Here is a 16,106-nt window from a genome sequence, read left to right on the forward strand (position 1 = left end):
CACAATCCGTGCCCCCCGGTAGTGGTCGGGAGTTATCAGCGCCTGGAGGACACCGTAAGCACGCTCAGGAAAAAGGTTCAAAGGCAGTAACCCGGGCGTTACCCTCTCCCGGCAGGCGTTATCGGGCTGTTACTCAACGTCTGGTTCGTGCCCTGATGACCGAGCCATTTTGCGAACAGTACCGGGCGTCGCACTACATGTGGGATGTGCTCTTTTCCCTACGACCCGACCGCTTAGCCCAGCCCGGCGGGTTCCTGGTGGCCGTCGTCGTCGGTGATTCGCCCGCTGACCGGCTTCCGCGAGAGGTGAACGTCACCGGATTCCGGGCCGCTGGCAGTCGCTGCGGCTACGGCGTCGTGGTCATCGGCTTTGGTGTAGGCGTGGCGCAGGTGCACCGGCTCAATGGGGGCACCCTGGCGCTTTTCCTGCCGCCTCTTGGCCGCGAGGTTCAGGGCTTCGACAGCGATCGCGAAGGCCATCGGCCCGTAGATGAGGGCCTTGTCGATCTTGACCCCGAAGCCGTCGGCGATCAGGAACACACCGATGAGCACCAGGAACGCCAGCGCCAGCATCTTGACGGTGGGATGCCTGTTGACGAAGGCGAAGATGTACTTCGCTGAGAAGAGCATGATCGTGAATGAGGACAGGACGGCGACGATGATGACCAGAAGGTTGTCGACCATTCCGACGGCGGTGATCACCGAGTCGAACGAGAAGACCATATCCAGGATGATGATCTGCCCCAGCACGGCACCAAACGTGGCAGCCTTCACGCCACCGACACCATGGGACTCCGTGCCTTCAAGCTTCTCGTGGATCTCGCGAACCGCCTTGTAGACGAGGAACAAGCCGCCGAAGAGCAGGATCAAATCCCTGCCGGAGAATCCCATGCCGAAAAGCTCGAAGAGATCCTCGGTGAGGGAAATAATCCAGGAAGCCGCGAACAGCAACACGATGCGCATCAGCATTCCGAGCGTCAGTCCGAGGTTTCGGGCTTTCGCCTGTTGCTCCACCGGGAGCTTGCTCGCCAGGATGGAGATGAAAATGACGTTGTCCACACCAAGGACTATTTCCAGGATGAACAGTGTCACGAACGCGATGGCCAGGTCGGGTGTCAGCTCGAATGCCAATTCCATCCGGCCAGCCTAGCAATGTGCATGGCACGTTTCGTGGGGCACGCGGGCCTGTTACTGTCGGCAGGCCAGGGGACTAGCAGCCGAGAGAGAGTTCAAGCAGATGAAACGTGTGTTCAAGATCGTCGGGGCAGTCTTCGGTGTACTGGTAGGCGCACTGCTGGTTTACGGGGTGCTGATCGAGCCGCGATTGATCCTCGACGAGCGTCGCTACGAGATCGCGATCCCGAATCTCGACCCGGAGTGGGATGAGGCCGAGGTAGCCGTATTCTCCGATATGCAAGTGGGTATGTGGTTCGCGAACACCGGCATGATCGAGCGGATCGTGGAACGGACGGTGGAGGCGGATCCCGCCGCGGTTCTGATCGGCGGCGATTTCGTCTACAGCCACGACCCCGGCAACCAGAAGAAGATAGACACCGTTGTCACCCTGATTTCGCCGCTCACCGAAGCGGGAATCCCGGTCTTCGCAGTACTGGGAAATCACGACTACATCGTCGGAGCAGAAGAAGAACTAACCGCCGCCCTGGAATCCATCGGGGTAACGGTGCTGCTCAACGAAACCGCCGAGATCCCATCAACGGCAGGAGCACCCCTGCATATTGTCGGGCTCGGTCCCGCCTACGAGAACCTGGCAGACACTGAAAAAGCATTGGACGGGCTGGACCCGGACGAGGCGCGACTGGTACTCATGCATAACCCGGATACCTTCAGGGCCATGCCTGCCGGCAGTGCGCCTCTGGCCGTGGCCGGGCACACGCACTGCGGGCAGATAGCCGTTCCTGGAACGCCGGAATGGTCGTGGCTGGCCCTCACATCAGAGCAGCCTGTTGTCGCTGATGGGTTTGCCCCGACTGATTTCGGCGCTTCCGGAAATCAACTATACGTAAACTGCGGTATCGGCTTCAGTGACATTCCTGTACGGATCAGTGCCCCGCCACAACTGGCATTCTTCGAACTCACCGCAGAGACCTCACCGACCAGGTAAGAGGACAAACACGCGACCCGGGAGTTCCCAGCCGGTCCCGGCTGGCTAGTTGGCTTCCTTGGCTTGGGCGGTATGGGTGAGGGTCATCAGTAAGAGCCCACCCACGAGGTTCCCGGACGTCGCGAGGAGAACGTTCATCCCCACCTCTGCGTAGGTGATGTCGCCGCCGAGCCATAGGCCGGCAAGCAGATGGAGTGCGGAGACGACGACATGGTCGAAGGGTCCCAGTGCCAGGAATACCCCGACAAGGTAAGCCAGGACCATACGGCTGCCGGCGGAACCGACAGCGTGAAGCAGATACGAGAGCAACGTCAGGAGGGTCCCCGCGGCGATGGCACGCATGAAGGTGGCTAGTCCGCTCTTCGCCGTGATTTCTTCGGCTACCTTGATCAGTACTTCGTGGGCGCCCGCAGGTAGAGCACCTTCCACAATGAAGACACCAGCCATAACCGCCCCACCGAGGAGGTTGAGAACCAGGATGATCGCCCACAGTCGGACAAGCCGGAACCAGGTCGATCTCTGGCGCCGGTCTATCGCCACCGCGACCGGGTCGAAAAAGTTCTCGGAGAACAACTCTGACCGGCCGATGACGAGGAATACCAGCCCCATCCCGAAGGCCAGCGCCCCCGCGAGCTTGGCTGGCCCTGCTCCCGCCGCCGGTTCAACGAGGTGTTCTGCCATAGCAAGAGCGATGATCCCGAACACGATGGTCACACCTGCAATGAAACCGGTCGACACCTGTTCGAGCGGCGGCATGGCCAACCGGCGCTCACCCTCACTCTTCGCGCGGTTGTAGATTTCCTCAGGCGCCGGTTCCGTCATCAGCAATCACCCCCTCCCACCCTTACCGGGACAAACACCGTGTGCACCCTTCGATCCGCGCCCGGCCTGCATCCTGCAACGCTACCCACAGACTCAGGCCCCAGCCAAGGGCTCGGCCGACCATCTAGACCTCGATGCGAGCAAAAACGTTACCCAGGCATAATTGAGCGCCGACTGTGCACTCCGACAGTGCTTGGCGCTCTACGTGGTGCAGATTTGTATGGACAGGGCTTGAAACGCAGGGCTAGCGTGAGAGCTCTGACACAGTACCGACTCAGGCCTCCACCTCGATGATCGTAAAGGCTCCCGGATGACTATTACCGCACAGCGTGAACAAGAACTTCTGTCCTCGGTCCCCACCGGCCTGCTGATCGGCGGCGAATGGCGAGACGCTTCGAACGGCAAAACCTTCGACGTCGAGGACCCCGCAACCGGCAAGACGCTGCTGAGCATCGCCGACGCCAGCCCCGAAGACGGCAAGGCCGCACTCGACGCCGCCGCTGCCGCACAGGACGAGTGGGCACTCACCGCACCCCGGGAGCGCGGCGAAATCCTCCGCCGCGCCTTTGAGCTCGTCACCGAACGCGCCGACGACTTCGCGCTCCTCATGACCATGGAAATGGGCAAGCCCCTAGCCGAAGCCCGTGGTGAGGTGACCTACGGTGCCGAGTTCCTCCGCTGGTTCTCCGAGGAAGCCGTGCGGACCTCCGGCCGCTACTCCACAGCCCCGGACGGCAAGTCGCGCATCCTCGTCAACAAAAAGCCCGTCGGCCCCTGCCTGCTCATCACCCCGTGGAACTTCCCGCTGGCAATGGCTACGCGCAAGATCGCCCCCGCGGTCGCCGCAGGCTGCACCATGGTGCTCAAGCCCGCGAACCTGACCCCGTTGACATCCCTACTGTTCGCCAAGGTCCTCGAAGAGGCCGGCCTTCCGGCAGGCGTGCTAAACATCGTCTCCACCACCGACGCCGGTGGCGTCACCGGACCCCTCATCAAGGACAGCCGCCTCCGCAAGCTCTCCTTCACGGGCTCGACGCCGGTTGGCCGCCGCCTACTGGCTGACGCCTCCGAGAACGTCCTGCGCACCTCCATGGAGCTCGGCGGGAACGCACCGTTCGTGGTATTCGAGGACGCCGACCTTGACGCGGCTGTCGCAGGCGCCATGGCCGCGAAGCTCCGCAACATGGGCGAGGCTTGCACCGCCGCCAACCGGTTCATTGTGCACGAGTCCGTCGCCGCGGAGTTCGCCGACAAGCTCGCCGCCCGCATGAAGGACGTCACTCCGGGCCGCGGCACCGAGGACACCTCGAAGCTGGGCCCGCTGATCGACGGCAAGAGCCGCGACAACGTGCACTCGCTGGTGCAGGACGCGGTCAACGACGGCGCGCAGGTCCTTGCCGGCGGATCCCCGCTGGACGGCCCCGGCTACTTCTACCCGGCGACGGTGCTCACGGATGTTCCGCAGAAGTCCCGCATCCTGCAGGAGGAGATCTTCGGCCCGGTAGCGCCGATCATCACCTTCTCGAACGAGGACGACGCCGTCCGGCTGGCCAACAACACCGAGTACGGACTCGTGGCGTACGTCTTCACCCGTGACCTCAACCGCGGGCTGCGGATGGGCGAGCGGCTGGACACCGGCATGCTCGGCCTCAACGCCGGCGTCATCTCCAACGCGGCGGCACCGTTCGGCGGCGTGAAGCAGTCGGGCCTGGGACGCGAGGGCGGGTACGAGGGTATCGAGGAGTACCTCTACACGCAGTACGTGGGCATCGCGGACCCGACCGCCAGCTAACCCTGCCGTGAATGGGCAGGACCCGCCCCTTTCGATTGGACATAAGGGGCGTGTCCTGCCAAATCAACGTGCGGTGGAGGAGGCTGCGACAGCCTCTTCGCTGCGCTGCGCTCCGAAGGGCTGCCACAGCGAGCGGGGCCAGAACCTGGCACGGAGCCGTGCGGAGACGTCGGCGGACTGGTGGAGCGCGTCAGTAACCGTCCGCACGTCGGCCCAGCTGTTCGTCGTCCGGGTCTCCGCACCGGCGAACTCCGCATATTCCTCTTCCTCGTAGGAACGCCGTAGCCGCTCGAGCGCGGCCGCGGCGCCGTCGTCGAACTGGCCGAGCTGCCGCAGCCGCTGCTCGAAGCTCCGGGGAGTGTCGGTCGGCAGGGGAGGGATGCCGTAGTCCGAGGCAAGCTCGACAGTTTCCGCCCACGCCACCGTCGCGGCCCCCACTCCTTCGGTGTTGGCGGTGATTGAACGACAACGGCGGTCGGTACGCAGCATCCGCAGCGCCATCGGCAGCAGCACGAGCACTCCGAGCAGCACAGCGAGGATTACGCCGAGGGTGGAGCTTCGCTCGGCGCTCTCACGTCCGGCCTTGGCTGTCTCTTCCTCTTCAGAGTCGGGGAACGGTGTTGCGATGGATGGGTTGCCTGTTTCGACGCCCGGGTTCAGGTTGTCCGAATTGACTGACGGGCCCACCGGGTTGAGGGTGGTGAGCGCATAATCGGGAACCACACCCCGTGACGGCGTCGGCTCGAACTGAACCCAGCCGACGCCCTCGAAATACAGTTCGGGCCAGGCGTGTGCGTCCTTGGAATTGATGGTGTACTCGGTGAATTCCGTGCCGCCCTGCCCAATGACCTCCTCGCCGGTGGGCGTCCCGGGGGAGTAGCCCACGGCTACCCGGCTGGGGATTCCGGCCAGCCGGGCCATCACCGCCATGGTCCCTGCGTAGTGGACGCAGTACCCGGACTTGGACTCGAGGAACCTGGCCATCACGTCGAGGCTGTTGCCGTCATACCCGCCGTCCACGGGCGCGTCCACCGAGTACACGAAGGACGGTCCGCGCAGGAAGCTCTGGATGGCGATCGCCTGGCTGTACGGGTTGGAGATTCCATCGATAACCGAAGCCGTGGTGTTGCGGATGATGTTCGGCAGCGAGTCGGGAAGGGCGAGGTACTGCTCGGGCACCGATTCCGGGTTGGCCGGTGGAATGCGCTGCAGCCGTTCCTTGGTCAGGACCGGTTCGGTGCTCTCCACCAGGTATTCCTGCTGCGCGGTGGATCCGCCGTCGATCGCGAGGATGCTGAGGTTCCCCGGGTCATAGGCCCACTGCCCATTCAGCCCGCTGATTCTGACCGGAGCGTAGGGTGCGAGGAGCCATGGGCTGGTGAAGCTGTCCGTGCTGATTCGTGTGAGTGTCGATTCTCCGAGGGGCTGCCCTTCGGAGGCCATGTCTTCCACGCCGGCCACGCGCTGCCCGAGCCGCTGGTCAGGCTCCCAGCGCTGCCCGCTGAAGTCCTCCAGCGTGACCGACCGCAGGTACAACGGTTCATTGGCCGTGGTTGCGTAATCGATCCGCCCGAATCCGTTCGGGTTCCGCAGGTCATTGCCCAGCGTGACGATCGGGTTCAGGCCGGTTGCCGTTCCCCACAGGTTCATCCGTGCTCCCTGCGGGAAAGCACCCGAGTTGAAGCCCGGAATGGCCAGCGGAAGTACGACGGCGATGCCCAGTGCCAGCGCGCCTATCGTCAGGCCGCGGGACACGTGGGCACCGGACAGTTCGCTGGTGGACGCGGATTCCCGCCGCTCCTCCCGCCAGTGCGCACAGCCCAGCAGCAGGAGGAAGCCTGCTACCGCGGCAATGAAAGCCGGCACGCCCACGCTGTTGATGCGTACGACGGCGGGAACCACCAGGATTGCCAGCAGCGCCAGTCCGCTGGTGGCCGGCATCCGCAGCGTGTTGGCGAGCGTATCGACGAGGATGGCGATGAGCCCCACTCCGGCGCAGACCACCAGGAAGAGTCCGGCCGTCGGCAGCACCGGTGCCACCTGCGACACCACGGTGTTCTGCGCGTGTCCCAGCAGGATGGTCAGCCGGCCGGTAAAGCCGTCGCCGGGGAGAACACCGAGCGTGCTCTGCGTTGGGAAGAACTGCCAGATCAGCGAACCCGCCAGTGCCAGGACGCCCACAAGGGGTGGAAAGTAGACGGGAAGCCGTGAAGACCGCGTTAGCGCCATGAAGAAGAGCACCGTTCCCACGGTGACCAGGACGGGTGTGAACCAGGTCCAGCCGAAGATCACTCCGGAGAGGCTCAGCGAGGTCAGCATGACGGCCACGAAGGAGGCGGCGCTCACGAGCAGGTGCCAGTGGTTCCCGGGCGCAGTCTCGGGCCGGTTGGGTAGGAGGCGTTGGGCCCGCCCGGTGGGGGCGGGGCGGGAGAGGGTGGCGGTCATGCCTGTGCTCCTGTGCCGGATCTCAGCGTGGTTTTCGCCGTGGATGAGGTCACCGTGGCGGGCGGGGCGTCGAAGTGCGCCCAGGCTGCGGACACTGACGCGTTGGGGGTTACCGCGACAACGTGCCAGCCGGAACCCCGGAGGATGTCCATGACACCGTGCAGGTCCCGCGGACGCTCACTGACCAGGATGGCGAAGGACTGCGAACCGTACTCCGCCGCGGGCCCGAGGTCGCGTGCCTCGGCTTCGGTGATGGCACCGAGCAGGGCGATCAGCGGTCCGCGGTTCTTCAGGCCGGCCAGCTTGTCCAGCATCGGGTCGCCGAAGGGCACCCGGTGAGGGGAGGAGCCCCCGTTGCCGGACCGTCGCACGGCGTGTGATCCGGATCCCGCGGGAACCGACCCCCGCTTCTGGGAACCCGCCGCACGCTTGGTGGGCTCCGGCAGCAGCTCCAGCGCCGCCAGCCCCTGCGCGATCCCGTGGAGCCCTGTCTGCCCGGTGAACTCCTCGTCTTCGGGCCAGGGTGCGGAGACCGAACGCCGCAGTGCCGGAGCCCCGGTTTCATCCAGGAAACGGAGGGAGTAGCTGCGTTCCAGCAGGTGCGCGGCGATCGATACGGCAGCGACCACAGCCCACTCGAACGTCGGGGAGGAGAGCATGCCCCCGTCGGAGTCGGGGTCGCCTCCGAACGCGGACAGGAAGCCGGACCCGTAACTGGCTTGCCGCTGATCGAGGATCAGGGTGGCCTCGGGGGTGGTGACGGATTCTTCCTGGCGGACCATGAGTTCGTTGTGCCGGGCGGTCGCCGCCCAGTGGACCCGGCGCATGGGGTCGCCGTGGCGGTACTCGCGGGTCATGACGTCGTCGTCGCTGGGGTTGGCGTTGCGCCGGGTGACGGCGTGGCCGTCCGTGCCGCGGACGCCCGTCAAAGGGGAGTACGGGAGATCGAGCGGGCTGGGCGTGACCACCAGCCGGTCGGTCCCGCCGAGCGTGTGTTGGGAGATGCCCAGGCCGAAGGGGTCGGTGAAGCCGGCGGTGACGGGGCCGACGTCGTACACTCCCCGCGCAGCCGACCGCAGCCGGTACTCATACAGGCTCACACCGCTGAGGGTGGGGTGGCGGGCGGGAAAGTGGAATTCGGGAGCATCGCCGAAGCGGTGCGGCAACTGTTCGCGCATCACCACGGAGCCGGCCACAGGGCCATCCGAGGCAATTGAGAGCGTCACCGTGGTGGTGAAGCCGGTTTCCATGCTCTGCGGCGCGAAGGTCCGGTGCACGGTGAAGCGAGGCTTGACCAGCCGGAGAACCAGCACGGAGACCAGGGGCAGGAGGACCAGCAGGACCCCCAGGTACAGGAGGTCCCGCCGCCCGAGGAACTGGGCGAGGAGCAGCGCGAGGACACCGGCGGCGGCCAGCCCCCACCCTCTGGCGGTCAGCACCCGCGGAAGCCGCTCGACCAGTGCCATGGTGTCAGCCGTTTCGGGAGGAGGCGCTCGCGGCGTCGCGTGCAACCGGCACGCGGGCGAGGATGCCGGCAATGATCGACGACGGCGTCTCGCCGGAGCTGAGTGCCTTCCGGTCCAGGATGAGCCGGTGGGCCAATACGGCTTCGGCGACTGAGCTGACGTCGTCGGGCAGGACAAAGTCACGGCTTTCGAGCGCTGCGCCGGCCTTCGCCGCGCGCAGCAGCTGCAGCAGGCCGCGCGGGCTGGCGCCGAGCCGGAGCTGCGGATGCTGGCGGGTGGCATGCCCGATGCCGACGGTGTATTCCTTGACCGCGGGGGAGACGTACACCTGCCGGACCTGCCGGATCATCGCCGCAACGTCCTCGACGCCGGCGACGGGCTGGATCGAGCGCAACGGCGAGACCGACTGGTGGGTCTCCAGCATCTCGATCTCCGAGTTCATGTCCGGGTATCCCATGGAGATGCGGGCCATGAAGCGGTCGCGCTGGGCTTCGGGCAGCGGGTAGGTGCCTTCCATCTCGATCGGGTTCTGGGTGGCGATGACCATGAACGGTTCGGAGAGCCGGTAGGACAGGCCGTCCACCGTGACCTGGTGTTCCTCCATGCACTCGAGGAGGGCGGACTGGGTCTTGGCGGAGGCGCGGTTGATCTCGTCACCGATGACGATGTTCGCGAACACCGGGCCGCGCCGGAACTCGAACCGGTGGGAGTCCTGGTTGTAGATGGATACGCCGGTCACATCCGAGGGCAGCAGGTCAGGCGTGAACTGGATCCGGTTGACGGTGCAGTCGATGGTCCGCGCCAGCGTCTTGGCCAGCATTGTCTTGCCCACGCCCGGCACGTCTTCCAGCAGCAGGTGCCCCTCGGCCAGCAGAACCGTCAGCGCCAACCGGGCGGCGTCGGGCTTGCCGTCAATCACGGTGTTGATGGATTTCAGGATCCGCGCGCTGGTTTCGTGGAAGGTCTCGCCGGTCATCGGCGGACGAACCGTCTCCGCGCTGGACGCCGTGCTGCCGTTGGGTGTGGCGTACTGGTTGTGGGCGTCCATGGATACCTTCCGAGAACGTTGCTTCGGGAACGCCGTACCACTTCAGTGTGGAATACGTCAGTGGAACACGTGCTGGGCAACGGTTGCTAACAACCTCAAGAGTACTAGGACAACTGAGCTTCGTGTCGGAAAGTTCCGCTGTCTGGGCTGTGGACAGGGCGGACGTCAGCTTTTCATAAGGAAAGTCTAGGGTTGGACTATGTGCACCAGTTCGATCCCTGTTCAGTACCGCCCGGAAGAGACGACGGCGGAAGACTCATCCGGCGGGCGATCGCGCGCTCCCGAGGCGGGCGGGCGCAGCCGGAAGCTTGACTACCCACCCGCGCCGGAGCCGCTTCCCTACCCGGTGATGGACAACCACACCCACCTGGATTTCCGCGACGGGCAGGTGGCCGTCAGCGCCGCCGACGCGATGGACGCAGCGGAAGCTGTCGGCGTCGGTTTCGCGGTGCAGGTCGGCACGGACCTGGAGTCCTCCCGCTTCACTGTCGACGCCGTGGACAGTGACCGCCGTCTGCTCGGCGCCGTGGCCATCCACCCGAATGAAGCACCCGTGCTCGCCGCAGCAGGCACCCTCGATGACGCGCTCGCCGAGATCGAACACCTCGCGCAGCATCCCCGTATCCGCGCGATCGGCGAGACGGGACTGGACTACTTCCGCACCGGCGAGGATGGGCGGGAGCGGCAGGAGTACTCGTTCCGCCGGCACCTGGACATTGCCCGGCGGCTGGATCTCGCCCTGCAGATCCATGACCGGGACGCGCACGACGACGTCGTGAAGGTCCTGCGCTCGGAGGAACCTCCCGCGCGGGTGGTCTTCCACTGCTTCTCCGGGGATGCCGAGCTCGCGCGGATCTGCAATGACAACGGCTGGTTCATGTCCTTCTCCGGCACCGTCACGTTCAAGAACGCGGCGTTCCTGCGCGAAGCCCTGGAAATCGCCGATCCGGCACTGGTGCTCACCGAGACCGATGCGCCGTTCCTCACGCCACACCCTTACCGGGGCCAGCCGAACGCAAGCTACACCGTCCCGTACACGGTGCGTTTCATGGCCGAACATCTGGGCTCCGACCTGGAGGAACTCTGCCGGGCCATCAACGCGAACACCCGCCGCGCGTACGGCGAATGGGACTGAGCAGGGACAGCGCCGGCGCTAGTGGCCCGCGCCGAGCTTCCCGGCGAGCCGTTCGCGCATGAGGACGGAAGCGTCATTGAGTCCAATGACTTCCACGGCCTTGCCATGATGGTGGTACTTCTCGGTGATCGCGTCCAGCGCCGCGATGGTTGAGGCATCCCAGAGGTGGGAGGCGTGCATGTCGATGATCACCGTATCCGGGTCCGTGGCGTACTCGAACTGGGTGTAGAGATCGTTTGATGATGCGAAGAAGAGCTCACCGTCGACCACGTACCTTGCCACCTCTTCGCCGTTCAGTTCCGTCACGGTGCGCTCGACGGTGACAAAGTGCGCCACCCGGCGGGCAAACGCGACCATGGCCACCAGGACACCGACGCCCACGCCGATTGCGAGGTTGTGCGTCCAGACCACCACGACGACGGTGCTCAGCATGACCGCGGTTTCGCTCTTGGGCATCCGCTTGAGCGTGGAGGGCTGGATGCTGTGCCAGTCGAACGTAGCTATCGAGACGAAGATCATGACGGCCACGAGCGCGGCCATCGGGATGATCGCGACGATGTCGCCGAGGGAGACCACGAGGATCAGCAGGAAGATACCGGCAAGGAACGTGGAAATGCGGGTGCGGGCTCCGGAAGCCTTCACGTTGATCATGGTCTGCCCGATCATGGCGCATCCGCCCATACCGCCGAAGAACCCGGTGATGATGTTGGCGACGCCCTGGCCCCAGCTTTCCCGGGTCTTCTGTGAACGGGTGTCGGTGATGTCGTCTACGAGCTTGGCCGTCATCAGCGATTCGAGGAGGCCTACAACGGCGAGCCCCAGCGCGAACGGCGCGATGATTTGGAAGGTTTCGAGGTTCAGCGGAACGTTCGGGAAGAACAGGCTGGGGAGGCTGTCCGGGAGTTCGCCTTTGTCGCCGACGTCGGGAACCTGGGCGGAGGCCACTACGGCGAAGATGGTCAGGATCACGATGGCTACCAGCGGTGCCGGAACAGCCCTGGTCAACCGCGGGAGGCCGAAGACAATGAGCAGGCCCACCGCAACCATGGGGTAGACGAGCAACGGGACTCCGATGAGTTCCGGCAGCTGGGACATGAAGATGAGGATCGCGAGCGCGTTGACGAAGCCCACCATGACGGAGCGCGGAATGAAGCGCATCAGTCTGGCCACGCCCAGCAGCCCCAGCACCACCTGGAAGATGCCGCCGAGGATGACCGCTGCAATGAAGTAGTCGACGCCGTGGCTTGCCACCAGCGGTGCGATCACCAGGGCGACGGCGCCGGTCGCCGCGGAGATCATCGCCGGCCTTCCGCCGAGGAAAGCGATGGAGACGGCCATGGTGAAGGACGCGAACAGACCCAGCCGGGGGTCCACACCCGCGATGATCGAGAACGCAATGGCCTCGGGGATGAGGGCCAGGGCAACGACCAGCCCGGCGAGGACCTCAACCTTCAGCAGCCGGGGATCCTTGAGTGTCCTCAGAACTGACTGGCGCTCTAGCGGTGTGAGGGCCGTGCTGGACTTGGGCATACGGGTGTTCCTTCAAGGCGGGAGTGAACGAGGCGGTCCGCGTATTTCCGGGGTTTTCCGGTAAGGGCGGTAGGCTGTACGCCAATGTACAAGGGGCGGCGGTGCGCTATGGCGGGTGTGCCGACGTTAAACTCTAACTTAACGTGACGAGAGGTTAGCTATCGTGGGACGCACGGGGTCAAACAATGGGTGAATCTTCCGGTACCGCCACCAGAACCATGCATATTGGTGAGGTGGCAGAACGGACCAGCCTGTCCCTGCGCACTATTCGTCATTACGACGAGGTGGGGCTGCTGCCCGCAACCTCGCGGACTGGGGGCGGGTTTCGCGTCTACACCGAGGCCGATGTCGAACGTTTGCTGGTGATCCGGCGAATGAAGCCGCTCGGGTTCACTCTCGAGGAAATGAAGGACCTGCTTACCATTGTTGATGCGTTGGCGGACGCAGATGGTGACAGCGCGGAAGAGCTGCGCGGCCGGCTGTCGGCCTACCTGGAGGCGGCAGCTGCGCAGCGCGAGAAGATGGCCGTGAACCTCAGCCGCGCGGATGAGTTCATCGCCAATCTGAAGAAGTACTAATTCACATCATTTCGGGGTCTGCTGAAGTCCTCAGAAAAAGAGGCACCGCATGACCAGCGCAATCGGCACCAGTACGGTGCACCCTTCCACCATTAGTGAGCAGGCGCTGAAGCGTCGCGCGTTTGCGGTGATTTCCCACCCCGATGCCGGTAAATCCACGCTCACGGAAGCGCTCGCCCTGTACGCGAATGCAATTCAGGACGCCGGAGTGACGCACGGTAAGTCCACCAGGCACGGCACAGTGTCGGACTGGATGGGCATGGAACGCGAGCGTGGCATCTCCATCAGTTCGGCCGCCCTTCAGCTCGAGTATCGCGGCACCGTGCTGAATCTGGTGGACACGCCGGGGCACGCCGATTTCTCCGAGGACACCTATCGGGTGCTTGCGGCAGTGGACTGCGCGGTCATGCTGATTGACGCAGCCAAGGGTTTCGAGCCGCAGACCGTGAAACTGCTGGAAGTATGCAAGCAGCGTGGCCTGCCCATTGTGACGGTGATCAACAAGTGGGACCGGCCCGGGCTCGATGCCCTCGGCCTCATCGACGAGATCGGCGAGCGCACGGAGATGGTTCCGGTGCCGCTGACCTGGCCTGTCGGCGTCGCCGGTCACTTTGAGGGATTGCTCGATATGCGGTCCGGACACTCCGTGGCATTGCAAGCGGTCGACGGCGGCGCGCAGCCGGCCATCGAGACGAACATTGACCAGGGCGAACTCGATGCGCACGCCGCGTTGGCTTGGGAAGCTGCCAACGAAGAGGTTGGTCTGGTGGTGTCATCAAACGGAGAATTTGATGCCGCAGCGTTTGCGGCGGCTCAGCAGACCCCCGTCCTGTTCGCTGCGGCGGCCCGGAACTTCGGAGTGAGTCAGCTGTTGGACGTGCTGGTCGACTCAGCGCCGGCGCCCTCACCCCGACTGACCGCGGATTCGTCCTACCGGCCGCTGGAGGCGGGATTCTCCGGGTTCGTGTTCAAGGTTCAGGCCGGCCAGGACACCGCCCACCGCGATCACATCGCCTACCTTCGGGTGTGTTCCGGTGTCTTCGAACGCGGAATGGTGATTACCAACGCCCGCACGCGCAGACCGTTTGCTACCAAGTACGCGCACCGCGTCCTCGGGCGTGAGAGGGAAGCGTTGGAGCTTGCCTGGCCGGGAGACGTTGTCGGGTTGGTGAACGCAGCGAGCCTGCGCGTCGGTGACAGTCTGTATCAGGAGGATCCGGTGTCCTTCCCCGGTATCCCTCATTTCTCCCCGGAGCACTTCGTGACCGTCCGCGCCAAGGATCCGGGACGGTACAAGCAGTTCCGTCGCGGCATTGAGCAGCTTGACCACGAGGGTGTTGTCCAGGTCCTCCGTTCGGAGTTGCGCGGTGATCAGGCCCCCGTGCTCGCCGCGGTTGGACCACTCCAGTTCGAGGTGGCCGAACAGCGCATGCGTACCGAGTTCAATGCGCCGGTCTCCCTGGAGCATCTGCCCTACACGCTGGCTCGCCGGATCGGGCATACCGACCAGCCGATGCCGGGCGCTTTCCGGGGCGGAGAGGTACTGCACCGGTCCGACGGCGAATACATCGCAGTCTTCGGCGACCGGTGGAAGTTGGGTCACTTCACTGACGCCTATCCGGATCTCTCATTGGAGTTGATCGAAGCGGCGTGACCGCGCCGGGGAAGCAATCGAGGGCGAGCTGAAGTCCGTCAGGGAATCGATGACGTCCCGGTGACAGCTTCGATCGCGTCCGCGAGCCCGAAGCCGTAAAAGACATCCCGACCGGCGGTGCCGAGATCATCAGCGGTGGTCTGGAGGTAGGTGCGAACCTCGGCACTGCTCCAGGCTCCGTTCCCGTCGCTGTCCGCGGAGGTCATGACCGGGGCAGCCAGCATCTGCGCGACCACGCCCGCCACATGCGGCGTGGCCATCGAGGTGCCGCTCATGGTTCCGTACCCTCCGCCGCGGGTGGTCGAGAGCACGTCGACGCCGGGGGCAGCGATCTCAACTTCCGCGCCGTCGGAGCTGAAGTGAGCGACGACGTCGTTGCTGTCGGTTGCCGAGACCGCGATCGTGCTCTCGTACTTCCCCGGCCAGAGCACATCGTTGGTGGTTGGGTCCCCATCTCCGGAATTCGCTGCAGAAGTGACGACGACGATTCCCGCGGCTGCCGCTGCGTCAACGGCGTCCTTCAGCGACTGCACGTGCGTGTCTTCGGCCAGGCTCAGGTTGATCACCTGCATGTTGTTGGCGATTGACCATTCAATTCCGAGAACCACATCGCTCGCGTAGCCGCTGCCGCTGCTGTCGAGCACCTTGACGCCGAACAGATCGGCCTCCGGAGCGACGCCGACAACGCCAATGGTGTTGTCCAGAGCAGCCACTGTTCCGGCGACATGCGTGCCGTGCCCGTTGTCATCGTTCCAGGCCGACGAGTCGGGTGCTTTCCGGGCAGGGCCGGGACCCTTCACGAAGTTCACTCCGCCGACGACATTGCCGGCAAGATCCGGATGCGCTTTCTCGATACCGGTATCGATGACGGCAACCCTTACGCCGGTTCCGCGGCTGATGGACCACGCGTTGTCCGCGTCGATCCGGTCTACACCCCAGGGGAGGCTCTGCGCGGGTTGAGTGGTTCCGTCCTTGCAGGCGGGCCACGGGCTGCACCGTTGCGGCGTCGCCACCCGCACGCGGGCATCGACCGTGACTTCCGCGACGCCGTTCAGCTGGGCGAGTTGATCCGCGACCGCCTGGCTGGGCGCGCTCACCGCGACCCCGTTGAGGAGGTCCAACCGGTTCAGCGGTGTTGCTCCTGCGCTTTCGACGGCGGCGCTGTTGACGGCGACGCCCGGGTCAAAGGTGACGATCAGTCGTTGGGAAGTCTCTGCGACGGCCTGCGCCGGGGCAGCCAGGGGAAGTAAGGACAGAGATGAGAGGCTGATGATGCTCAGCGCGGCAGCGCTCCGGGTACGAACGGTCATGGCGGTTCTCCTGCTGCGGCGATGCTGAATAGTGCAGAAATTGTAGGTCCGAGCGAAGTACTTTCGACCTTCAAGTCACAATGAGACGTAAATCACACGCCTTGCTCTATTATCACGGTTAGATTACGGTGAGCTGATATTAGCCGGGGTCGGGGAAGGCTTTCGGACTGATGCTGTCCACTGCGGACGGGGTTCTTTTTGCATG

Annotated in this window: 12 protein-coding genes; 5 read left to right on the forward strand and 7 right to left on the reverse strand. The window is 64.7% G+C overall.

The features are described 5' to 3' along the window. Window positions 1-233 precede the first annotated feature (233 nt). Complete coding sequence (locus AC4D2M_RS05825; protein ID WP_490890667.1) at window positions 234-1,136, reverse strand: TerC family protein; 903 nt, start codon at window positions 1,134-1,136, stop codon at window positions 234-236. Window positions 1,137-1,236: 100 nt separating this feature from the next. Here AC4D2M_RS05825 and AC4D2M_RS05830 point away from each other — a divergent pair, with 100 nt between their 5' ends. Further along, a complete protein-coding gene (locus tag AC4D2M_RS05830) occupies window positions 1,237-2,121 on the forward strand; it encodes a metallophosphoesterase (protein WP_490890668.1) in 885 nt (294 codons plus the stop codon). Window positions 2,122-2,166: 45 nt separating this feature from the next. On the opposite strand, the gene AC4D2M_RS05835 is transcribed toward AC4D2M_RS05830, so the two are convergent. Continuing rightward, window positions 2,167-2,943, reverse strand: a complete 777-nt coding sequence (locus AC4D2M_RS05835; RefSeq protein WP_490890669.1) for a formate/nitrite transporter family protein — start codon at window positions 2,941-2,943, stop codon at window positions 2,167-2,169. 310 nt (window positions 2,944-3,253) lie between these two features. Here AC4D2M_RS05835 and AC4D2M_RS05840 point away from each other — a divergent pair, with 310 nt between their 5' ends. Then, window positions 3,254-4,735 carry an NAD-dependent succinate-semialdehyde dehydrogenase gene (locus AC4D2M_RS05840; RefSeq protein ID WP_490890670.1) on the forward strand — a complete coding sequence of 494 codons (1,482 nt, stop codon included), beginning with the start codon at window positions 3,254-3,256 and terminating at the stop codon, window positions 4,733-4,735. Window positions 4,736-4,798: 63 nt separating this feature from the next. Here AC4D2M_RS05840 and AC4D2M_RS05845 read toward each other — a convergent pair whose 3' ends face one another. Genes AC4D2M_RS05845 through AC4D2M_RS05855 form a run of 3 tightly spaced genes read right to left on the reverse strand, consistent with a single transcriptional unit; the run spans window position 4,799 to window position 9,694 of the window. Beyond that, window positions 4,799-7,180: a transglutaminase TgpA family protein gene (locus AC4D2M_RS05845; protein WP_490890671.1), complete on the reverse strand. Its 2,382-nt coding sequence runs from the start codon at window positions 7,178-7,180 to the stop codon at window positions 4,799-4,801. Next, window positions 7,177-8,646 (reverse strand): DUF58 domain-containing protein, encoded by a 1,470-nt coding sequence (locus AC4D2M_RS05850; RefSeq protein ID WP_490890672.1) that lies wholly within the window; start codon window positions 8,644-8,646, stop codon window positions 7,177-7,179. Before AC4D2M_RS05850 ends, AC4D2M_RS05845 begins: the two co-directional genes overlap by 4 nt. Before the next feature lie 4 nt (window positions 8,647-8,650). Next, a complete protein-coding gene (locus AC4D2M_RS05855) occupies window positions 8,651-9,694 on the reverse strand; it encodes an AAA family ATPase (protein WP_490890673.1) in 1,044 nt (347 codons plus the stop codon). Between the two features lie 199 nt (window positions 9,695-9,893). Between AC4D2M_RS05855 and AC4D2M_RS05860 the strand changes: the two genes are divergently transcribed. After that, on the forward strand, window positions 9,894-10,829 hold the full coding sequence (locus AC4D2M_RS05860) for a TatD family hydrolase (protein ID WP_490890674.1): 936 nt from the start codon (window positions 9,894-9,896) through the stop codon (window positions 10,827-10,829). Between the two features lie 18 nt (window positions 10,830-10,847). Here AC4D2M_RS05860 and AC4D2M_RS05865 read toward each other — a convergent pair whose 3' ends face one another. Continuing rightward, window positions 10,848-12,359, reverse strand: a complete 1,512-nt coding sequence (locus AC4D2M_RS05865; protein WP_490890675.1) for a SulP family inorganic anion transporter — start codon at window positions 12,357-12,359, stop codon at window positions 10,848-10,850. Window positions 12,360-12,544: 185 nt separating this feature from the next. Between AC4D2M_RS05865 and AC4D2M_RS05870 the strand changes: the two genes are divergently transcribed. Continuing rightward, window positions 12,545-12,937, forward strand: coding sequence for a MerR family transcriptional regulator (locus AC4D2M_RS05870; protein ID WP_490890676.1), 393 nt, complete (start codon window positions 12,545-12,547; stop codon window positions 12,935-12,937). A gap of 49 nt (window positions 12,938-12,986) precedes the next feature. After that, window positions 12,987-14,591: a peptide chain release factor 3 gene (locus AC4D2M_RS05875; RefSeq protein ID WP_490890677.1), complete on the forward strand. Its 1,605-nt coding sequence runs from the start codon at window positions 12,987-12,989 to the stop codon at window positions 14,589-14,591. Window positions 14,592-14,629: 38 nt separating this feature from the next. Here the strand turns inward: AC4D2M_RS05875 and AC4D2M_RS05880 are convergent, their stop codons facing one another. Continuing rightward, window positions 14,630-15,901, reverse strand: coding sequence for a S8 family peptidase (locus tag AC4D2M_RS05880; protein ID WP_490890678.1), 1,272 nt, complete (start codon window positions 15,899-15,901; stop codon window positions 14,630-14,632). Window positions 15,902-16,106: the final 205 nt, after the last annotated feature.

The sequence above is a fragment of the Arthrobacter sp. TJ-270 genome, assembly GCF_058269075.1.